This is a genomic window from Mycobacterium sp. 1164966.3 (assembly GCF_001665395.1).
Taxonomy (GTDB): Bacteria; Actinomycetota; Actinomycetes; order Mycobacteriales; family Mycobacteriaceae; genus Mycobacterium.
This window is the reverse complement of record NZ_LZSG01000042.1, coordinates 41871-63298: the sequence shown is the minus strand read 5'-3', so window position 1 is coordinate 63298 and position 21428 is coordinate 41871. Positions and strand designations below refer to the sequence as shown.

Annotated in this window: 17 protein-coding genes and 1 pseudogene; 9 read left to right on the top strand and 9 right to left on the bottom strand. The window is 65.4% G+C overall.

The features are described 5' to 3' along the window. Positions 1-2: 2 nt before the first annotated feature. The 4 genes from A9W99_RS15215 to A9W99_RS15200 are packed head-to-tail and all read left to right on the top strand — an operon-like array spanning position 3 to position 4034. Positions 3-509, top strand: a complete 507-nt coding sequence (locus A9W99_RS15215; protein WP_067379294.1) for a GNAT family N-acetyltransferase — start codon at positions 3-5, stop codon at positions 507-509. After that, the gene (locus A9W99_RS15210) at positions 506-1603 is read left to right on the top strand and encodes an LLM class flavin-dependent oxidoreductase (RefSeq protein WP_067379291.1); all 1098 of its coding nucleotides are present in this window, start codon (positions 506-508) and stop codon (positions 1601-1603) included. Before A9W99_RS15215 ends, A9W99_RS15210 begins: the two co-directional genes overlap by 4 nt. Then, complete coding sequence (locus A9W99_RS15205) at positions 1600-2715, top strand: LLM class flavin-dependent oxidoreductase (protein ID WP_067379287.1); 1116 nt, start codon at positions 1600-1602, stop codon at positions 2713-2715. The genes A9W99_RS15210 and A9W99_RS15205 overlap by 4 nt, the downstream gene beginning before the upstream one ends. After that, entirely contained in the window at positions 2712-4034 is a 1323-nt protein-coding gene (locus A9W99_RS15200) for an NtaA/DmoA family FMN-dependent monooxygenase (protein WP_067379285.1), read from the top strand. The genes A9W99_RS15205 and A9W99_RS15200 overlap by 4 nt, the downstream gene beginning before the upstream one ends. Before the next feature lie 91 nt (positions 4035-4125). Here A9W99_RS15200 and A9W99_RS15195 read toward each other — a convergent pair whose 3' ends face one another. Further along, positions 4126-4872: an MBL fold metallo-hydrolase gene (locus A9W99_RS15195; RefSeq protein WP_067379284.1), complete on the bottom strand. Its 747-nt coding sequence runs from the start codon at positions 4870-4872 to the stop codon at positions 4126-4128. Between the two features lie 168 nt (positions 4873-5040). Next, positions 5041-5138 (bottom strand): annotated as a pseudogene (locus A9W99_RS27790) (hypothetical protein); the annotation flags it as partial. Between the two features lie 21 nt (positions 5139-5159). Here A9W99_RS27790 and fgd point away from each other — a divergent pair. The 3 genes from fgd to A9W99_RS15180 are packed head-to-tail and all read left to right on the top strand — an operon-like array spanning position 5160 to position 9391. Further along, positions 5160-6170 carry a glucose-6-phosphate dehydrogenase (coenzyme-F420) gene (fgd, locus tag A9W99_RS15190; protein WP_067379282.1) on the top strand — a complete coding sequence of 337 codons (1011 nt, stop codon included), beginning with the start codon at positions 5160-5162 and terminating at the stop codon, positions 6168-6170. A gap of 7 nt (positions 6171-6177) precedes the next feature. Next, positions 6178-8247, top strand: coding sequence for a phosphate acetyltransferase (gene pta / locus A9W99_RS15185; protein ID WP_067379279.1), 2070 nt, complete (start codon positions 6178-6180; stop codon positions 8245-8247). Continuing rightward, positions 8240-9391 carry an acetate kinase gene (locus tag A9W99_RS15180; RefSeq protein WP_067379277.1) on the top strand — a complete coding sequence of 384 codons (1152 nt, stop codon included), beginning with the start codon at positions 8240-8242 and terminating at the stop codon, positions 9389-9391. The genes pta and A9W99_RS15180 overlap by 8 nt, the downstream gene beginning before the upstream one ends. Positions 9392-9414: 23 nt before the next feature. On the opposite strand, the gene A9W99_RS15175 is transcribed toward A9W99_RS15180, so the two are convergent. From A9W99_RS15175 to A9W99_RS15165, 3 genes are all read right to left on the bottom strand, one after another. Further along, positions 9415-11442: a serine/threonine-protein kinase gene (locus tag A9W99_RS15175; RefSeq protein ID WP_067379274.1), complete on the bottom strand. Its 2028-nt coding sequence runs from the start codon at positions 11440-11442 to the stop codon at positions 9415-9417. 101 nt (positions 11443-11543) lie between these two features. After that, positions 11544-12719 carry a DUF1501 domain-containing protein gene (locus tag A9W99_RS15170; RefSeq protein ID WP_067379272.1) on the bottom strand — a complete coding sequence of 392 codons (1176 nt, stop codon included), beginning with the start codon at positions 12717-12719 and terminating at the stop codon, positions 11544-11546. Further along, positions 12716-14032: a DUF1800 domain-containing protein gene (locus A9W99_RS15165; RefSeq protein WP_067379268.1), complete on the bottom strand. Its 1317-nt coding sequence runs from the start codon at positions 14030-14032 to the stop codon at positions 12716-12718. The genes A9W99_RS15170 and A9W99_RS15165 overlap by 4 nt, the downstream gene beginning before the upstream one ends. 74 nt (positions 14033-14106) lie before the next feature. Between A9W99_RS15165 and A9W99_RS15160 the strand changes: the two genes are divergently transcribed. Beyond that, complete coding sequence (locus tag A9W99_RS15160) at positions 14107-14967, top strand: hypothetical protein (RefSeq protein WP_156623123.1); 861 nt, start codon at positions 14107-14109, stop codon at positions 14965-14967. Between the two features lie 378 nt (positions 14968-15345). Here A9W99_RS15160 and A9W99_RS15155 read toward each other — a convergent pair whose 3' ends face one another. From A9W99_RS15155 to glnX, 3 genes are read right to left on the bottom strand one after another with little or no spacing between them, the layout of a single operon-like run. Beyond that, the gene (locus tag A9W99_RS15155) at positions 15346-17655 is read right to left on the bottom strand and encodes a serine/threonine-protein kinase PknG (RefSeq protein WP_067379509.1); all 2310 of its coding nucleotides are present in this window, start codon (positions 17653-17655) and stop codon (positions 15346-15348) included. Then, positions 17655-18641, bottom strand: a complete 987-nt coding sequence (locus A9W99_RS15150) for a glutamate ABC transporter substrate-binding protein (RefSeq protein ID WP_067379266.1) — start codon at positions 18639-18641, stop codon at positions 17655-17657. The genes A9W99_RS15155 and A9W99_RS15150 overlap by 1 nt, the downstream gene beginning before the upstream one ends. Continuing rightward, positions 18641-19960 carry a protein kinase G-activating protein GlnX gene (gene glnX, locus A9W99_RS15145; RefSeq protein ID WP_067379264.1) on the bottom strand — a complete coding sequence of 440 codons (1320 nt, stop codon included), beginning with the start codon at positions 19958-19960 and terminating at the stop codon, positions 18641-18643. The genes A9W99_RS15150 and glnX overlap by 1 nt, the downstream gene beginning before the upstream one ends. Positions 19961-20130: 170 nt before the next feature. Here glnX and A9W99_RS15140 point away from each other — a divergent pair, with 170 nt between their 5' ends. After that, positions 20131-20763: an NUDIX hydrolase gene (locus A9W99_RS15140; RefSeq protein WP_067379506.1), complete on the top strand. Its 633-nt coding sequence runs from the start codon at positions 20131-20133 to the stop codon at positions 20761-20763. Here the strand turns inward: A9W99_RS15140 and thiE are convergent. Continuing rightward, positions 20735-21400 (bottom strand): thiamine phosphate synthase, encoded by a 666-nt coding sequence (gene thiE / locus A9W99_RS15135; RefSeq protein ID WP_067379262.1) that lies wholly within the window; start codon positions 21398-21400, stop codon positions 20735-20737. The genes A9W99_RS15140 and thiE overlap by 29 nt on opposite strands. Positions 21401-21428 lie beyond the last annotated feature (28 nt).

The window sequence follows — 21428 nt, the reverse complement described above, 5'->3', positions numbered from 1 at the left end:
AAATGACTCGAGCCAGACACTCAGCTCCGTGCGGTCAGCTACGCTTCGTGCCCGCCGGCCTCGGCGATCCGGTGGCTCAGCCCTTGTTCACCGAGCTGGCCGTCGAGTACGCGCAGCGCTACGGGGGCGCGCCGCAAACGTATCTGGACTGGATGCGCGACGGCCCGGCCGATGAGTTCGCACCGCCCGACGGCGGGATGCTGGTCGGTCTGCTGGACGGCCTTGCGGTGACCGGGGGCGCGTTCTGCCGGTTCGACGCCCACACCGCGGAACTAAAGCGGATCTGGACGCATCGCGAGCATCGGCGCCGCGGCTACGCTGCGGCGCTGGTGGGCGAACTGGAGACCCGGATCGCGGCACGCGGTTACCGGAAGGTCTACCTGATCACCGGCGATCGCCAGCCCGAGGCAGAGGAACTGTATCTGTCCCTCGGCTATACCCGGCTTCCCGAGCCGTTGCCTTCCCGGGGACCGGTCCTTCCCGTCGCGTTCGAAAAGGGCTTGGCATGACCGCGGAGCTGCATCTGGGTGTCGCGCTGGACGGATACGGCTGGAACCCGCAGGCATGGCGGGCCACGCCGACGGCCGACCGCGACACCGCGTCGGTGCTCAGCGGTCACTACTGGGCGGGGCTCGCGGCCACCGCCGAGCGTGGACTGCTCGACTTTCTCACCATCGACGACACCCTGATGCCGCAACCCGGGCGCCGCGAGCGGATCGATCCGGGCCGGCTGGCCGGCCGCGGTGACGCCGTGCTGGTGGCCGCCCGCGTCGCACCGGCGACCCGCCATATCGGGCTGATCCCGGTGGCCACTGTCACCCACACCGAACCGTTCCACATCTCCAAATCCATTGCCACCCTTGACTATGTGTCACATGGCCGCGCCGGCTGGCAACCTCGGGTCAGCGTCACCGCGCATGAGGCCAACTTGTTCGGGCGCCGGGACGTATCCGAGATCGCCTTGTTCGACGAAGCTTTGGATTTTGTCGACGTGGTGCGCCGGTTGTGGGACAGCTGGGAGGACGACGCGGTGATCCGTGACGTGGCAAGCGGGCGTTACGTCGACCGCGAGAAACTGCATTACATCGACTTCACCGGAAAGTATTTCTCGGTCAAGGGGCCGTCGATCACGCCGCGGCCGCCGCAGGGCCAGCCGGTGGTGGCGGCGCTCGCCCATGCCGGCCCGATCTACGAATTCGCCGCCGCTAGTGCGGATATCGTCTTCATCACGCCCACCGACGGCGACTCGCTGGACAACATTCTCGACGAGGTGCGCGCTGCGGGCGGTGGACATTTGAAAGTGTTTGCCGACGTGGTGGTTTCGTTCGCGGGCGATAACGAATTCCGCTCTGATGCACTGGTGTTCGGCGGCAGTGCAACAGATTTGGTGGATATGCTATTGGACTGGCAGCGGATCGGCGTTGACGGTGTGCGATTGCGCCCAGCCGTCAATGCCGCTGACCTAGCGGTGATTGTCGACGAGGTGGTGCCGATGCTGCAGCGCGCTGGACGGTTCCGCACCACCTACCGGGACGGCGAAACCCTGCGCGAAAGACTCGACCTACCAACAGCACCCAACCGCTACGCGACGGTGCACCAATGATCCCGCTGTCGATTCTGGACCTCGCACCGATCAGCGCGGGCAGCGATGCCGCGACGGCCCTCCGTAACACCATCGACCTGGCCCAGCGCGCCGAGCGGTGGGGCTACCGTCGGTTCTGGATCGCCGAGCATCACTTCGTCGGCGTCGCCAGCTCAGCACCGGCGGTGCTGATCGGCCAGATCGCGGCCGCTACCAACAGCATTCGGGTCGGTGCGGCTGCGGTCCAGCTGAGTCACACCACGGCCGCCGCGGTGGTCGAAAGTTTCGGAATGCTGGAAGCCTTCTACCCGGGACGCATCGACCTCGGTGTGGGCCGAGGGCAACGACGCGACACCGGCTTCAAGCCCAAGCAGCCGTCGACCAAATCCCGTCCGCCACGGCAGCGGCGAGAGGTCGACGGTGTGGTGATTCCGCTGCCGTTCGATCTGCGCGGCCTGCTCGACAAGGAGCGGGTGCAGGCGACCATGGGGATCTTGCAGCAACCCGAGGCGGTGTCGCCTGACTTCGCCGAGCAGCTCGCCGACATCATCGCGATGCTCGAGGGTACCTACCAGGCCGACGGTTTCGACGTGCACGCGGTGCCGGGCGAGCGATCTGGACTGACACCGTGGATCTTTGGCAGTGCCAGGGGGCAAAGCGCCCGGGTAGCCGGTGCGCGCGGGTTGCCGTTTGTCGCCAGCTATCACATCACTCCGGCGACCGCACTGGAGGCCATCGAGGCATACCGTGGTGCGTTCGTCCCGTCGGCGACGCTGGAGCGGCCCTACGTCGTGGTGTCTGCCGACATCGTCGTCGCCGACGACAGTGCCACCGCCAGGCATCTGGCCACCGGCTACGGGCAGTGGGTGTATTCCATCCGGACCGGAGTCGGCGCCGTGCCCTATCCGGATCCCGACGACTGCCCGCCGCTCACCGACGAGCAGCTGCGCGTGGTAAAGGACAGGCTGGAAACGCAATTCGTCGGCAATCCGGATGAGGTCGCCGAGCGGCTGTCCGCATTGCAACGCCTGACCGGCGCCGACGAGCTCGTCGTCACCTCGGTGACCCACCGGCACGAGGACCGGCTGCGCTCACATGAGCTCATCGCGCAGCGATGGGGCCTGATGTCATGAGCCGCAAGCCGATTCACCTGGCAGCCCATTTTCCAGGTGTCAACAACACCACCGTATGGACTGATTCCAGGGCGGGCAGTCAGATCGAGTTCGACTCGTTCGTGCATCTCGCCCGCACCGCCGAACGCGGATTGTTCGACTTCTTTTTTCTGGCCGAGGGGCTACGGCTGCGTGAGCACCGCGGGCGGATCTACGACCTGGATGTGGTGGGTCGGCCGGACACCTTCACCCTGCTGGCCGCGTTGGCCGGCATCACCGACCGGATCGGCCTCACCGGAACCATCAACACCACGTTCAACGAACCCTTCGAGGTAGCAAGGCAATTCGCCACACTCGACCACTTGTCCGCCGGCCGTGCCGGCTGGAACATCGTCACCTCGTCGGATGCGTTCACCGGCGCTAACTTTCGGCGCGGCGGCTTCCTCGACCACGCCGACCGCTATCAGCGGGCCGAGGAGTTTCTCAGCGTGGCACGGGCGTTTTGGGACAGCTGGCAAGCTGGTGCCGTGCTGGCCGACGTCGACAACGGGGTTTACGTCGATCCGAACCGGATTCGCAGTGTCGAGCATTCGGGTCCTCAATTCGACGTGCGCGGGTTTGCGACGCTGCCCGCAGGGCCGCAGGGCCATCCGGTGCTGTTGCAAGCCGGCGACTCCCCCGAGGGCCGCGCTTTCGGTGCACGGCATGCCGACGCCTTGTTCACCCTGCATGGTTCGCTCGAGGACGGGCAGCGCTACTACGCCGACGTCAAGGGCCGGGCGCAGTCTTACGGCCGAGATCCCAATCAGCTCAAGGTGTTTCCCGCAGCAACATTCGTCATCGGTGACAACGCAGATGAGGCTCAGGACAGGGCGCAGCATATCCGTCATCAGCAGGTCAGCGGTGCCACCGCGATCGCGATGCTCGAGCAGGTGTGGGGCCGCGACCTGTCTGACTACGACCCCGATGGTCCGCTGCCCGAAGTCGACCCGGTCGTCAACAGCAGCATCACCCAGGGCCGCGTCCGACACGGTGACCCCGTTGCGGTGGCCCGCCGTTATCGGGAGCGCGCCCAAGCGGAGAACCTGTCGATCCGGGAGTTGGTCATCGCCGTCACCAGTCGGCAGCAGTTCGTGGGGACCGCCGCGCAGATCGCTGACGAGATCGACCACTACATCCAGGCCGACGCCTGCGACGGATTCATCCTGGTGCCGCATCTCACGCCGCACGGCCTGGACGAATTCGTCGACCAGGTGGTGCCGCTCCTGCAGGAACGCGGGGCGTTTCGCACGGAGTACACCGGTGAGACGTTGCGCGAGCATCTGGGGCTGACGAGCTAAGGATCGTGCTAGCCTCGCTCGCCGAACGTGGGGGCTATGGACGAAAAGCGATCAAATCTCGTACCTACCACCCACGTTCGGCGCGCCAATATCAGCTCGCTAGTGCGATTGCGGCGTCGGTCGCCTCGCGGATCGGACCACGCCACACGTCGCCGTGACCGGGCAGCAAAACCTCGGTTTCCACCAGGGCCAGCGCCTCGAGGGTACGGATGCAGTCCCGCTGGCTATGGCTGAAGACCGCTGGCAGTAACTGGGGTCCAGTGCGCTTCAGCAATGGATGGCCGGTGATCAGCGCGTCGCCGCTGATAAGGACGCCGTCGACGAGATACGAGCAATGCCCGCTGGTGTGCCCCGGAGTGAAAATGGGCACCGGGCGGCCGGGAAGCCCGACAGCCGTCTCGGCGGTGAGCGGCAGGGCGCTCGGTATGCCATCGCGGACGAGTCCGCCGTTGCGAACTACGTGCATGCCCCATATCGCCCATCGGGGTCGCCAAATGCGCAGCGCGATGTCGAAAACTGACACCTGCTCCAGGTACTCCCGTTTGACGTGACCCACTTCCTCGGCATGGCAGTACACGGGGGTCCGGTATTGGTCGGCGAACCAGATCGCCGAACCCAGATGATCGATGTGCGCATGGGTCAGCAGGATGGCGCGCACGTCGCTGGCGTCGCGGCCCAGTTTGCGCAACGAGTCCAGCACGTCTTGCCGGTCGCCGGGGTAGCCAGCGTCGATCATCAACACGCCGTCGCCGTCGCTGACCAGCACCCAATTGACCGCACTGCCCCGGACGAAATGGACGCTGTCGGTGACCTGAGAAAGAGTCGGCGTCGCTGCCATGCCAGCGAGTCTAAGGTTCGCCAGTTGCGACCCCCTTCGCCCGGCTGCGCCCACGATGATTTGGTTGCGCCGAACGTGCGCTCACTGCGAATTTTCGGCCGATTTTCGCAGTGATTGCACGCTCGGCGCCCGGCTGCGCCGCGCTCGCGATCGCCACAGTGTCTGATGGTGGCGACCCGCTTCGCCCGGCTGCGCCGCGCTCGCGATCGCCACAGTGTCTGATGGTGGCGACCCGCTTCGCCCGGCTGCGCCGCGCTCGCGATCGCCAGAGGAGTAGAAACGACAGCGTGGCTGAACTCAAACTGGGATACAAAGCATCCGCCGAACAATTCGCCCCGCGCGAGCTCGTCGAACTCGCGGTGGGCGCCGAAGCGCATGGCATGGACAGCGCGACGGTCAGCGACCATTTCCAGCCGTGGCGGCACAAGGGTGGCCATGCTCCGTTCTCGTTGGCGTGGATGACCGCCGTCGGCGAGCGCACCGAGCGGATTCAGCTGGGAACCTCGGTGCTCACGCCCACTTTTCGGTACAACCCGGCCGTCATCGCGCAGGCCTTCGCCACGATGAGCTGCCTGTACCCGAACCGCGTCTTCCTCGGCGTCGGAACCGGGGAGGCGCTGAACGAGATCGCCACCGGGTATGAGGGCGCCTGGCCGGAGTTCAAGGAGCGGTTCGCCCGGCTGCGCGAGTCGGTGCGGCTGATGCGTGAGTTGTGGCGCGGCGACCGCGTCGACTTCGAGGGCGAGTACTACCGCCTCAAAGGTGCCTCGATCTACGACGTCCCCGAAGGCGGAGTGCCGGTCTACATCGCCGCCGGTGGGCCTGCCGTCGCCAAATACGCCGGACGCGCCGGCGATGGGTTCATCTGCACCTCCGGCAAGGGCGAGGAGCTGTACACGGAGAAGCTGATCCCTGCGGTCAAAGAGGGTGCCGCGGCCGCTGAGCGCAATGTGGACGACATCGACAAGATGATCGAGATCAAGATTTCCTACGACCCAGACCCCGAGCTAGCCCTGAACAACACCCGATTCTGGGCGCCGTTGTCGCTGACGGCCGAGCAGAAGCACAGCATCGACGACCCGATCGAGATGGAAAAGGCCGCCGACGCACTGCCGATCGAGCAGATTGCCAAGCGCTGGATCGTGTCGTCGGACCCGGACGAGGCCGTCGAAAAGGTCGGCCAATACGTGACATGGGGCCTTAACCATTTGGTCTTCCACGCGCCCGGTCACGATCAGCGCCGATTCCTCGAGCTGTTCCAGAAAGACCTGGAACCCAGGCTGCGACGGCTGGGCTGAACGACAGGTGCCCAGCTCTGGGATCTATATCGCCGCACCCGAACCGGCGTCCGGCAAGTCGACCATCGCGCTGGGGATACTGCACCGACTGACTGCGACGGTGGCCAAAGTCGGTGTGTTCCGGCCGATTACGCGGTCAGGCGAAGGCCGTGACTACATCCTGGAACTGCTACTCGAGCACACCAGCGCGGGCCTATCCTACGAGCAATGCGTTGGTGTGACGTACGCAGAGCTGCATGCCGACAGCGACGCCGCGATCGTCAGCATCGTCGACGCGTATCACACTGTTGCCCAGCACTGTGACGCTGTAGTGATCGTCGGCAGCGACTACACGGACGTGACCAGCCCGGCAGAGCTCTCGGTCAATGCCCGCATCGCGGTGAACCTCGGTGCGCCGGTGTTGCTGGCGGTGAGCGGCAAAGAACGCACCCCCGATGAGGTCGCGAGTGTCGTCGGGGTATGTCTGAGCGAGTTGGCTACGCAGCGCGCCCATACCGCGGCCGTGGTGGCCAACCGGTGCGATCCGACGCAATTAGACGCTGTCGCAAAGGCATTGGACGCCTTTGACCCACGCAGTTACGTGCTGCCCGAAGAGCCGCTACTCTCTGCACCGACGGTGGCCGATCTGGAGAAAGCCGTCAACGGAAACGCGGTCAGCGGTGACACCGAGCTGCGGGAACGCGAGGTGATGGGCGTGATGGTCGCCGGGATGACCGCCGACCATGTGCTGGAAAGGCTCCGTGACGGCATGGCGGTCATCACCCCCGGTGACCGGTCGGACGTTGTGCTCGCCGTTGCCAGCGCCCATGCGGCTCAAGGGTTTCCGACGCTGTCCTGCATCGTCCTCAACGGCGGTTTCGAACTGCACCCGTCGATCGCGGCACTGGTGTCCGGGCTGCGGCTGCGGTTGCCGATCATCGCGACCACGCTGGGCACCTACGACACGGCGAGCGCCGCCGCCTCGGCTCGCGGTCGGGTCACGGCAACCTCGCAGCGCAAGATCGACACCGCGCTGGAATTGATGGAACGTCACGTCGATATCGCGGATTTGTTGGCGCAACTCGCTATTCCGATCCCGACGGTCACTACGCCGCAGATGTTCACCTATCAGCTGACCCAGCAGGCGCGTTCGGACCGCAAGCACATTGTTCTCCCCGAAGGCGACGACGACCGCATTCTCAGGTCAGCCGGAAGGGTGCTGCAACGCTGCATCGTCGACCTGACCATACTTGGCGACGAGGACCAAATCCGCCTGCGCGCAGCAGAACTCGGGGTCGACCTGGGCAGTGTCAGGGTTGTGAACCCGCGCACCAGTCAGATGCGCGACCAATTCGCCGACCAGTACGCGGAATTACGAAAGGCGAAGGGTGTCACCGTCGAACAGGCCCGCGAGATCATGCGCGACGTCTCGTACTTCGGCACCATGCTGGTGCACAACGGCATGGTCGACGGCATGGTCTCGGGTGCCGCCCACACCACCGCGCACACCGTTCGCCCGGCATTCGAGATCATCAAGACCGTCCCGGACGTCTCCACCGTGTCCAGTATTTTTCTGATGTGTCTACCCGATCGGGTGCTGGCATATGGTGACTGTGCGATCGTCCCGAACCCGACACCGCAACAGCTTGCCGACATCGCCATCTCGTCTGCGCGCACGGCCGCGCAGTTCGGCATCGAGCCGCGGGTCGCCATGCTGTCGTACTCCACCGGGGAGTCCGGCACCGGTGCGGACGTCGACAAGGTCAGGGAAGCAACACAATTGGTGCGGACGCGGGATCCCCAGCTGCCGGTCGAGGGGCCCATTCAATACGATGCGGCGGTGGAACCGTCGGTCGCGGCCACCAAGCTGCGTGACTCGCCAGTGGCCGGTCGCGCGACGGTGCTGATCTTTCCCGACCTCAACACCGGCAACAACACTTACAAGGCGGTACAACGTACGGCCGGAGCGATCGCCATCGGTCCGGTACTGCAAGGCTTACGTAAGCCGGTGAACGATCTGTCCCGAGGTGCACTCGTCGAGGACATCGTCAACACGGTTGCCATCACTGCGATTCAGGCGCAGGGCGTCCATGGCTGACCCGCTGGTGCTGGTGATCAACTCCGGCTCGTCGTCGCTCAAATTTCAACTGGTCGAACCGGCTTCCCGTCGATCGCGAGCCGGCGGCTTAGTAGAGCGTATCGGCGAGGATTCGTCACCGGTCGCGGACCACGACGCGGCCCTGCGCCGTGCGTTCGACGAATTGGCAGACGCCGGATATGAATTGAAAACCGTCGACCTGGCAGCGGTCGGGCACCGGGTGGTGCACGGCGGCCAGCGGTTTTATCGGCCGACGCTGCTGGACGACGCGGTGGTCGCCGATCTCGATGAGCTGTCGGAACTGGCGCCCCTGCATAATCCACCTGCTCTCAAAGGGATCGAGGTAGCACGAAAGCTGCTGCCCGACGTGCCGCACATCGCGGTGTTCGACACTGCTTTCTTCCACGACCTGCCCCCGGCCGCTGCCACATATGCCATCGACCGGAAGTTGGCCGAGCGGTGGGAGATCCGGCGATACGGATTCCACGGCACCTCGCACGAATACGTCAGCCAGCAGGCCGCCGCATTCCTCGGCAGACCGCTGGAGAGCGTGAATCAGATTGTGCTGCATCTGGGCAACGGCGCTTCGGCGTCGGCGATCGCTGGTGGTCAGCCCGTCGACACATCAATGGGCTTGACGCCGTTGGAAGGACTCGTGATGGGTACCCGCAGCGGCGACATCGACGCAGGCGTTTACAGCTACCTGTGGCGCACGACGAAGATGGGCGTTGACGAGATCGAGGCGATGCTGAACAAGCGATCCGGCGTGCTGGGTCTGTGCGGGGAGCGTGACTTTCGTCGGATAGGCGAGATGATCGAATCCGGCGACAGCGCAGCCCAATTGGCGTATGACGTGTTCATCCATCGGCTACGTAAGTACGTCGGCGGTTATCTTGCGGTGTTGGGGCATACGGATGTGGTGAGCTTTACCGCCGGTATCGGCGAGAACGATGCAGCGGTGCGTTGGGATGCCTTAGCCGGCATGGAAGAACTCGGCATCGTCCTCGAAGACGACCGCAACCTGAGTTCGGAGCGCGGTGCTCGCCGTATCTCTGCTGACGACTCACGAATCGCCGTGCTGGCGATCCCGACCGATGAAGAACTGGCGATCGCCCGCGACTGCGTACAACTGCTATCCCAATAGGGACTCAAAAGGCCGCTGGGCATTTACTGCTTAGTGCCCGTAAAGGTGGGACTGCCACATGACATGGTCAATGTGCCATCCCGGATGACGATGCGGCCTCCTTCGTTGGCGAACACACCTTTTCTAGTGGAGTATCCGTTGCTGACCGTGAAAGACCAGTCGGGGTTCACGGTTCCGGTGTACTTGTCCCCGTTTTGCATAACCATTGTCAGCGAGTTGCCTTGATGGGTGATAGTGGCGGTACCATGACCAGCCGGCACGCAGCCCGAGGCGGCCTGATCGATCACATAGGTGCCGTCGATATCCGGCTGTGACGCTTGCCCGGTCGTGGGCGCGGTGGGTGCCGGCCCGGGCGGTGGTACGGGCAGGTTAATTGGGGTATCGCTCGCGCCAGTGGTTCCGGCAGGCCGGTTGAACGCCTTGCCAGTGACGATGTCGACGAGGACGAAGTTGGTGATGGCCGCCTTCCCGGCCTGAACTGCGGCCAGAGCTGAGGCGTTGTAGCCGGTCCACGCTGCGCCAACGGGTTTCGGTTCACCTGTAAGCGCGGCGGGCTCAGTGAGGGGATTCCCGCAATAACAACCGGCGCGCGGTACGCCGCGGGAATCGACGAAAACCGCTGTGCCCGTTTGTAAGACCGATTCCAACGTCGTCGGGTGTGTCCCGTCGAATCCGTGGTTGGTGACCCGGGTATCGAGTCGAAGCACAGTCGGCGTCAGTTCACGTAAATACGCGGGGACGTCGGCGGCGGTAAGCGGGTGTCCGCCACTCCAAGTCAGCGAGGAATCTGTGTTGAGCGCTTCGGCGAATGCACTGGCCTGCGCGGGGTGGCTGCCGAGAAAGTCGATCATCTTGTCGCGGTCGCATTCGGCGTTGTTCATGGTGCCCCCGTAGAGACCGGGACGATCGCCAGGCAGCGGTTGGGTGACCACCGGGCCGTTGCCGTGTGGCTGCAGAGTTGGCGGCGGTTGGGTATTGGTCGGGGGCGCCGACGCCGCGGGGGGCATGAATGCGTTCGACCCAGGATCGGTGGTCGCGGTGAGTACCAGCTCCGTCGTCGCATTGGGCGACAACACGTTTCGCAGTAGGAGGGCGGCGCCTGCGATCACCACGACAAGGACAACCGCTGCCGCGATCAACCACTTGCGCCTCGATCTCGGTGTCGGCGCGGCTAGGACCTGCGGGCTCGGTCGAGTGGGAACCCCGCCGAGCGGGCGCGTGGCTTCCGCAGTGGACGCTTGATTGAGCGCCCGTCGCGCGGCAGCCGCTAGCTCACCGGCGCTTTGATAGCGTTGGTCGGGCTTTTTGGCCATACCTGTCGCGATGACCTCGTCGAATCCGCGCGGGATCCCAGGATTCACGTCGCTGGGTTTAGGCGGATCCATCGTCAGGTGAGCGACGACTTGTTGTTCCATGCTGTCGCCACCGAAAGGTTGGGCGCCAGTCAGGCATTCATAGAGGACGCACGCCAGTGCGTAGACATCCGAGCGGGCGTCACCGCCGCCGGATTCCAAGCGCTCAGGGGACATATAGGCAAAGGTGCCCACGATGGAGCCCGTCTGCGTCAGCTTGGTGGCCGCGGCGTCATGGGCGATGCCGAAATCGATCAGGTACACGAAGTCTTTGCGGGTCACTAATGCGTTGGAGGGTTTGACATCGCGGTGCACCAGCCCGGCTTCGTGCGCGGCGTCCAGTGCGGCGGCCAGTTGCTCGATCACCTGAACGGCCCGCTCCGGGATCATGGCGCCGTCACGCTGCAGCAGCGCGTGCACGTCAACGCCTTCGATGATCGGCATCACCAAGTAGAGGCGACCGTCGATTTCGCCGGTGTCATGAATCGGAATGATGTGCGGTTCGTTCAGCCGGGCCGCAATATGAGCTTCACGACGAAAGCGTTCGCGATACCCAGGTTCGGCGCCCAGCTCAGGAGGCAGCACTTTGATGGCTACGTCGCGGCCGATTTCGGTGTCGTGAGCTCTGTACACCTTGCCCATGCCGCCCTCGCCGATCAGCGATAGCAGCCGATACCGGCCGAACACCACCTCATCCACGGCAAGCCTTTCGGACGAGCATCGATAGGTGTCCCGGATTTTATCCCAGGTTGTGAATCTTATATGCGTTTCTTCGGATTCCCGTGTGCTTTGCTGGTGGCCTAGAGGAAGCCGAGCGCGGTCCGACCCGTGCCGACGGACGGTGTCGGATCTGTCCCGACGGTGTGCGATAGGAGCTCGTAGTACAAATCGCGAAAGTCGTTGGTGTACTTCAGGTCGCCATGATCGAGGTTGGTGAGGCTGGGTTCGTCGCCGTAGAAGCCGCCCCGGACGGGCGCGCCCGCGATGAACACGGGACCGGCGGTGCCGTGGTCGGTGCCTTCCGAGGCATTGGCGCGAACCCTGCGCCCGAATTCGGAATACGCCATCACGACGACGTTCCGGTTGCTCGTTCCCCGCAAAAAGGCGGTGATGGCTTCGTCAAGGGTCTGCAGCAGCCGCTGCTGGGTTCCGCGCTCGTTGGCGTGCGTGTCGAACCCGCCGAGTTGCACCATGTACACCCGCGTGGGCACCCGGGCGCGCACCGCCGCAGCCACCATGCCGAGCTGAGCTGCCAGCGAATTATGCTCGGCGGCAGCGGGTTTGATCGACTCGAAAGTCTTGTTAGTGGTGCGTGCGGCGCGGTAGGCCTTGCGCACGGCAGCCATCGCGGGAGTATCGGCGGGGTCGTCGGCGCCAAGCGCTGCCATGATCGTGTCGAATCTCTCGGCCTTCCGCATCGGCACGTGTGTTGCCGAAAGTGCCGCCGCGGTGTGCTTTTCGCCGACCGCAAGCGCGGGCAGGACGGGACCGATGTTAACGGCGCGCAGCGGGTCCTCGCCGGTGGCGTCGAGCCAACGGCCGATCCAACCGGTGGAGACGGGCTGGGCTGGTGACGCGGTCTGCCAGATGTCCATGGAGCGGAAGTGGCTGTGATCGGGCTTTGGATACCCGACGCCCCGGACGATCGCGAGCTGGCGCTGGTTCCACAGTTGAGCCAACCCGCGCATCGCCGGGTTCAATCCGAGCTCCGAATCGAGATGCAGAACATCACTCGGGGCGTAGGCAAGCTCTGGGCGAGCGTCGTGATAAGCGTTGTCGGCGTAGGGGATTAGCGTGTTGATGCCGTCATTGCCGCCGTATAGCGTGACGATCACCAGCACACCGGCGTTGTCGGGCAACGGCCGGTCCTGGGCGGCTCGCAACAGGTCGTCCCAATCGACCGCCACGGCTCCGGACAGCAAACCGGCCGCGCCTGCGCCGGCGCTTGCGATCAGGAATTTTCGACGCGTGATCATGACGTCAGGTACTCCGGTGTGTTGACGGCCGCCACCATCAGCTGCTGCGGTTGCCGCACCAGGGGTTTGAGCGCGTCGACGGTCCGGTCCGACCAAGCCCCGACGCCGATCAGATAGCCAACAGCGTCAATGCGATCGCCGGGTGCAGCGCTCTCGATGCGCGACAGGTCGGCGTCGCGAGCCAGCTGGCCCGCGATGCGCAACCGCGCCTGGGCACTCGCGGTGGACAGCCAGACCTCACCGTGCGGCCAGCCGCCGACGCTGGGCGGGTGAAACGGTCGCTGCCCCAGCGCTTTCAGCGTCGCCTCGACAGTCTTGAGCTGCGCACGTTTGTCGAGCGGGATTCGGAGCGTCCGGATCACGCCGACCAGCCATTCGACCGGGGTATTGACGACAGTGGCCCGGCCAGTGGTGAACTCGTCGTCGGTGAGGATCGCCCGGGTCAGCGCGCGCAGGTTGCGGCCCGGTCCGTAGGCAGAGACCAGGCGGTCGAGTAGCTGCGCTGACGGCGGTTCGTCAGAAGCCAACTGTTGCCAAAGCCGTCCGGCGATGTATTCGGCCGACTTCGGCTGAGCCAGGACGGCGTCGCAAAATCCCGCGGCATCGAAATTGCCGCTGCGGCCCAAAAGCGTCTTGGCCGTAAAGTCATGGCGTTTCGGCAGCACCGAAGTTCGACCGTCGGGGCCGATCACCCATCCGGTCAGTGCTCGAGCGCCGGCGCGCACGTCGTCCTCGGTGTAACCGTTGCCGTGGCCCAGGGCGAACAGCTCCATGAATTCCCGGGCCAGGTTTTCGTTAGGCGCCTTGGCGGTATTGGTTTGCCCATCCAGCCAGCGCAACATCGCGGCGTCGGTCAGCATGCTGTACGCCAAGGTGCGGAAGTCGCCCAGCGACAGGGTGCGCAGCTTCTGATTCTGCGCGGCCATATAAGCCGCCACCCGTACCTTCTGGGCCGAAGTGGCAAAGTGGTTGTGCCACAACAGCGTTAACTTCTCGTGAAATGGCTGCCGCACGGCGACCATGCGGCGAAGCCACCAGGCCGACAACATGGCGTCCTGCTCGGACAGTTGGCGGACGTATTGCTTACGGGCTGCTGGCGTCGCGCGTTTACCGGGGGCGCGCAGTGATTGCAGAGCGGGCATCGGGGTGGCGACCGCGCCCGGATCGGCGTCGGGGTCGGCGCTTAGCAGGGTGTCGAGGTACGACGGCCAATCCCGGGCGACCACCGCGTCGACCTCGGGCCCGGTCACCCCGAACCCCGTTCGTCGCAGCGCGCGGGCCGTGGCAATCCACCGCGCCGACTGACCGCTCATGCTTTGAGTGTGCACATTTAGCTTTGAATTGGCTGTGGATAGCCGAAAACGCGGGGGGCGATGGTCGTGCGATTCTGCCTGGCGTGCAGGAACCCTTCATCGGCAGTGAGGCCCTACAGCGCGGCGCGTTGGACCGCCATCAGTTGCGCACGCGATATCGCCCTTTGCTGCCCAACGTTTATCTGCCGGGAGGCATCCATCCGTCGCTGGAGCAGCGCATCGCCGCGGCGTGGTTGTGGTCGCGAGGCAGGGCGACGGTCGCAGGTGCGGCCGCCGCGGCGCTGCATGGCACCAAGTGGATTCCCAACGATGTCCCAGTCGAGCTGATATGCGCGAACTCCCGGCCGCCGAGGGGTGTCGTGACGCGGCGTTGCTTGCTATTGGATGGCGAAGCGCAGCTGCTGGGCGGCCGGTCGGTCACCACGCCGGAGCGCACCGCCTTCGACATCGGCCGAGGGGGAGCCATCCACTCGGCTGTTGCCCGTCTGGATGCGCTCGCGGCTGCAACGGGTTTCAAGGTGGAGGATGTTCTGAGTCTTTCACGACGTCACCCCCACTCGCGGGGACTGCGGCGATTGGAGACCGCGCTCGAACTCGTCGACGCGGGAGCGCAGTCTCCCCGGGAGAGCTACCTTCGATTGCTTCTCATCGAAGCGGGATTCCCCCGGCCGCAGACCCAGATACCGGTACTGGGCGCCGACGGTATTCCAGTCGCGCACATCGACGTGGGCTGGGAGGAGTACCTGGTCGGCGTCGAATACGAAGGTGAGCAACACCAGACTGATCGGGGTGTGTACGTCTACGACATCCAGCGGCTGGAGCTGATCGAACAGAAGGGCTGGCTCATTGTCCGGGTCGTTGCCGAGAATCGGCGTGCCGATATCATTCGCCGAGTCCGCGTAGCGATGGTAGAACGTGGTTGGCGTGGGTTTTGACGGGATCGAGCGTGAGCCTACGGTTTTCGTTGTGAGCCTAGGGATTTGAGTGTGCACATAGGGCGGAAACCAGGCCGATTTTCCGCCCAGGATTCACGCTGAAAGCCCAGGATTCACACTAAAAGCCGACGTTTCACGCGCCACCTGCAAAGCAAACGATTCGCACGCAAGCCGACGATTGGCCGCAAAGCATAGGGGTCGAGCCTGAGCTCATGGCTCTGGCGTGAAGCGACGGCTTTCGTTGTGAGCCTGGGGATTTGAGTGTGCGCATAGGGCGGGAATCTGGCCGATTTTCCGCCCAGGATTCACGCCGAACGTCAACGATTCACACCGAAAGCCCGGATTCACACCAAAGCCGAAGGTCGAAGGCGCAACACCCTAGAACGTGCTCGTCGGCCTCACCCGGTTAGCCATGTCGACCAGTGTGTAGCGATGCCGCTGTGTCGGCGCCACTCTGGCCAGGCTGCGCAGCGACGCCTCGACCCCCAACCGTAACCCGTGGTCGGTGAACGGAAAGCCGAGGATGTGGTTGGTGCTGGCCTCGTTGTCCTGCAGCCAGTCCATCGCGCCGCCCAGCACCAATGCGCGAATCTGCAGCACGCGAGGTTCGGTCGGCGGCAGCGCCTCCACGCGTCGAGCGGCGTCGCGGATCTGCTCCTCGGTGATTTCGTTAGTCGATCGTCCGGACAGCAGGGTCACTGCACTGGTCAACCGTGCGGTGGTGAAATGCCTTGAGGTAGCCGGTACTTCGTCGAGGGTACGCACTGCGCCGGCCCGATCCCCTTCCGCCGAAAGGGTTCTCGCCAATCCGAAGGCCGCCGATATCACGCCGTCGTCGGTGCTCCACACCGTCTGGTAGAACTTGTGCTCGTCGGTGTAGCCGGCCAGTTCGGCGGTGGCAGCCAACGCCAGCTTGGGTGCCAGCTCCCCCGGGAAGGTGTCGAGCACCTCGGTGAAATGCTTGATGGCCGAGTCGTAATCGCCGGTGAGCAGTTGCGCGACGGCCCGATACCAGACCAGCCGCCACCGCCAGCCCACGCGCTCGGCCAGGTCGTCGAGCTTCCGCGTGGCCTTGACCACGTCGCCCAGGTCCAGCAGCGCGCGAACTTCCATCAGCGGCAGCTCGATCGACTCGGAAACGTCGGTGCCTTCGGCGTCCAGGGCGCCGTGCCGGGCCGCGCGCAACGAGTCCAGCGTCTGTACCGGCTGAGAGAGCACCGTCGCCTGGAGCACGGGAGCGGCGACGTCGGTCGGGTCGACCAACGGCACCTGAAGAGCGGTAACGATTTCCTTGGCGGTCAGCTTCTCCGAATGCACCTGGCCGTCCTGGTACACGTCGGTGTGCGCGACCAGCAGGTCCACTCCGAACGTCGACCGACTCGGGCTGAACACCGTCGACAGCCCTGGGCGCGGCACCCCGGTGTCCTTCGCGACGACCTCGCGCAGCACCCCCATCAATTGCGCCGACATCTCCTCGGCGGTGTTGAACCGGCGCCGCGGGTCGGGATCGATGGCGCGGCGCAGCAGCCGGCCGAAGGAGTCGTAGCGGGCTAACACCGGGTCGTCGTCGGGCAGCCCGTCGACGTAGCGGCCGTTGCGGGTGCGCAGATTCAGCGTCAAAGCCGCCAGCGTGCGTCCCACGGTGTAGATGTCGGTCGCCACCGTCGGGCCGGTCCGCACGATCTCCGGCGCCTGAAAACCGGGCGTGCCGTAGAGGTAGCCGAACGAGTTGATCCGCGACACCGCGCCTAGGTCGATCAGCTTCAGTTGCTCCTCGGTGAGCATGATGTTCTCCGGCTTCAAGTCGTTGTAGACCAGCCCGATCGAGTGCAGATAGGTCAACGCCGGCAGGATTTCCAGCAGGTAGGCGATCGCCTCGGCGACGGGCAGCGTCTCGCCCTTGTCTTGCTTGAGCGACTGCCCGCCGATGTACTCCATGACGATGTAGCCGACGGGATCTCCGTGCCGGTCGACGTGCTCGACGAAGTTGAAGATCTGCACGATCGACGGGTGCACGACCTCGGCCAGGAATTGCCGTTCGGCCATCGCGATCGCCTGTGCCTCGGCGTCGCCGGAATGGACCAGGCCCTTGAGTACCACGGGACGGTCGTTGACGTTGTGGTCGACGGCGAGGTATACCCAGCCCAGTCCACCGTGCGCGATGCAGCCCTTGATCTCGTACTGCCCCGCGACGATGTCGCCCGGATTCAGTTGCGGCAGAAAGGTATACGGGCTGCCGCAGTAAGGGCACCAGCCCTCCGACGCGCCTTGACTTTCCGAGCCCTCGGGCCCAGAACGCCCGACCGGCCGCCCGCAGTTCCAGCAGAACCGCTTTGACTCCGGGACCACCGGGTTGGTCATCAGCGCCTTGAGCGGATCGATATCCGACACCCGCGGGATCTCCACCAAGCCGCCGCCCAGGTGCCGCACCGGCTGTACCACCCGAGTCGAACTGGTCACCCGGTCCTGCGGCTCGGTGTCTCTGGTGCCGACGGTGATGTGCGGGAAATCGTCGTCGTCGTCGTCGAAATCGGGGCGGAACAGCGCTTGCGTGGCCTGCGGGCGCTGCGAAGATCCGGTAGTCGCTTGAGTGGCCGATTGCTCTTCCGGTTGGGTGGCTGCGCTGCCGGAATCCTGGTCGGCCACTTCCGGGCCCTCTTGGGCGGTGTTCTCCGGGCGATCGGCCATCAGTCCACGTACCTTGGCGTAGGCGGCACCGGCGCCGGACCGAGCACCGTCAACCACTTGCGGTACAACGTATTCCACGTCCCGTCCCGGCGGATGCGTTCCAGCGTGCCGTTGACGAAGCGCACCAGCCCGGTGTTCTCCAGGTTGATTCCGACGCCGTAGGGCTGGGTGGCCATGTTGGGTCCGACGATGTGCAGGTACGGGTCTTCCTCGACCAGCCCGGCCAGGATCGAGTCGTCGGTGCTGACGGCGTCGATCTCCCGCTGCTGCATGGCCACCAGGCAGTCTGCCCAGTTCACCACCGACACGATGGTGGGCGGCGGGGTGATCTCACGGATCCGGCGCAGCGACGTGGTGCCCCTGGCTACGCACACCCGCTTGCCGGACAGGTCCGCCGCCTTGGTGATCATCGAGTCGCGCGGGGCCAGAATGCGCTGGTTGGCGTCGAGGTAGACGGTGGAGAAGTTGACCACCTTGCGCCGTTCGCAGGTGATGGTCATGGTCTTGACGACGACGTCGACCTGTGACTTCTGCAGTGCGGTGACCCGCTCGGCCGACGACAGGATGCGGTACTCGACGTGCGACGGGGCACCGAAGATATCGCGCGCTATCTCGCCGGCGATGTCGACGTCGAAACCGGTGATCTCACCGGTGATCGGATCGCGGAAGCTGAACAGGTTGCTGCCGATGTCCAGCCCGATGATCAGCCTGCCGCGCGCGCGGATGTCGGCGACCGCGGCGTCGGCCTCGGCTTTGTTGGGGAAGGGACGCAGGCTGGCGGTCGGATTGCAATCCTCGCTGGCCGTGTCCGGAGGCAGCGGCGACTCGGGCGGCATTTCTTCCATACCGACCGGTGTCGGCCGCGGCAACGTCGGCACCGGGGCCACTTTGGGCGGTGCCGGGTGCGCGCAGCCCGCCAGCATGACCGCCGCGGCGAACACCGTGAGAGAGGTAGCCGCCCGCCGGACCCCAAGCAGGCGCGTCATCATCGATACTCTTTCAGCCGCGGCCACAAACCCAGAGCGACCGCCAGGGCCGCGCCCAGGCTGAGCACCACGCCGCCAACCTGGGCACCGGACAATCCACTGCGGGCGTTGAGCACATCGTTGCGCAACTGGGTGCGACTTTCGTCCATCGCTTTGGTCAGCGATTCGTCGAGCCGGTCGAAAGCCGGGGTGGAGTCGTCCTCGCCCTTGCCCAACGCAACCTGGGTGGCGGCCCGGTAGTTGCCGACCGACATGTAGGCGTTGATCCGGTCGTTGGCCTGCTGCCAGCGGATCAACAACTGGTCGGCGCCCTGCAGGTCGGGCTTGTCGATCGCGTCGCTGCGCGACATGTACGCGTCGATCTGTTGATGCATGGCTTCGATGCGCTGATAAAAGGCTTGCTTGCGGATCTCCTCGTCGCCCCGGCGGATCAGTGACAACGTCTCGTCGGCTCGCGCCTGCTGGGCGGTGATGGCGACGTTGGTGACGGTCTTGAGCGACTCGGCGGCGGTGTCCTTGGCGCTGCGGCTGGCCGTCGTCGAAATGGTCAATGCCGTCCCGACCCACACCACCATGACGACGATACCCAGCGCCCCCACTACCAGGCCGGGGTTGATTCGGCGCCTGGTACGCCGGGCCAGCCACCGATGGGAGAACAGGCCGAACACCACCGTCGTGGCCACGACGAGGATCACCGGCGCCGGGAAATGTGTGGACGCGGTGGTTTCGCTGTCCACGCGATGCGACGTCTCCTGGTAGAGCTGCTGGGCGTCGGGCAGGATCTTCGACTGCATCAGCCCCGATGCCTCCGACAGATACGACGAACCGACCGGGTTGCCGGCGCGGTTGTTGGTGCGCGCGATCTCGATCAGCCCGGTGTAAACCGCCAGCTCGGCGTTGATCCGCCCCAGCAGTTGCACCATCGGTTCGTCGGTCAGCCCGCTGGATGCCCGGGTCACCGCCACCGCGGCATCGGTAATCGCCTGCTCGTAGCGCTGCCGGACCGAACGCGGTTCGGGTTGGGCAATGAACGCGGTGGCCGCCGCGGCATCGGCCACCGACAGCGTGGTGTAAAGCCGTCCGGCGGCGAACGACAGCGGCTCGGTGTGGTTGAGGACGGTGGTCAGCACTTGCTGGCGGTGATTGACGGTGGTGGAGGTGGCGAACGCGCTGGACACGCCCAGAGCCGCGAGCACGATGCCGATGGTCAAGATTCGCCCCGGCGTCGTTGAGATGAACCACCAGCGGGGGTGAGCGGGTTCGGCAGGCGAGCGCGATCCCAGCGGCTCAGTCGACGGGTGCGCCAGCTCAACCGTCACGTCTGCTCGGACCTCATCTTTCGGTCATACCAGGACGCTCTATAAAGCGACTTCGGCGTATAAGTGAATTCTAAGAGAAGGTGCGCGCCGATGGGGGGAGGCCGACGCAATTGAGCCTGCGTCTCGATCTGCTGACCGCCCTGCGCGCTGCGCCTGCATATCCTGAACGCGTGCGGGGCGACGGTGACGGATGGGTGGTCTCCGACAGCGGCGTCCATTACTGGGGAAGATATGGCGCGGCCGGTTTGCTGTTGCGGGCGCCGCAGCCCGACGGCACGCCCGCGGTGCTGTTGCAGCACCGGGCGGTGTGGAGTCATCAGGGCGGCACCTGGGGATTGCCGGGTGGTGCGCGGGACAGCCATGAATCTCCGGAACAGACCGCGGTCCGCGAAGCCCATGAGGAGGCCGGGTTGGTTGCCGAGCAGCTCGCCGTGCGGGCGACGGTGGTCACCGCGGAGGTTTCCGGCATTCGCGGCACTCACTGGAGCTACACGACTGTCGTCGCCGATGCCGTCGAGCGGCTGCACACCGTGCCTAACCGGGAGAGCGCCGAGTTGCGCTGGGTTGCCGAGGACGCGGTGGCCGACCTGCCGCTGCACCCCGGCTTCGCCGACAGCTGGCAGCAGCTGCGCACGGCGCCGGCGACCGTGCCGCTGGACAACGGAGACGAACGGCGGCAGCTCCTGCCGCGCACCGTGGAGATCGAGGACGGCGTTTTCGTCTGGTGTATGCCCGGCGACCTACATCAAGCACCGGTGCAGCTGAGTCCCCGCATCAGCTCGCTGCTGCAAGCGCTGAACTGAGCCGCTCGGCCGCCGCGCGTGGATCCTCGGCCGCGGTGATCGCGCGCACCACCACGATCCGGCGGGCACCGGCGTCGAGCACGTCGGGCAGCCGCTGTGCGTCGATTCCGCCGATAGCGAACCAGGGTTTGTCGGGCCGCATCCCCGCAGCGGCCCGTACCAGCGGCAATCCCGCCGCCGCGCGGCCTGGCTTGGTTGGGGTGGGCCAGCACGGGCCGACGCAGAAATAGTCACCGTCGGCGGCCTGCACGGCGTCAGCGACCTGGCCGGGGTCGTGGGTGGACAGGCCGATCAGCGTGTCCGGCCCGACGATTTCGCGTGCCACCGCCGGTGGCAGATCGCCCTGCCCGAGGTGCAGCACGTCTGCCCGGGCGGCGCGGGCAATGTCGGCGCGGTCGTTGACCGCGAATAGAGCGCCGTGCCGGCGGGCGGCGTCGGCCAGGACCTCGCAGGCGGCCAGCTCGTCGCGCGCCTCCAGTGGACCGAACCGCTGCTCACCGATCGAACCCTTGTCCCGCAGCTGGATAATGTCGACGCCGCCGGCCAGGGCCGCATCGGCGAACTCGGCCAGGTCGCCGCGCTCGCGGCGGGCGTCGGTGCACAGGTAGAGCCTCGCCGTCCGCAAACGTTCGTGCACATCGCGACGGTAGCGCGCTAGCGTGGAA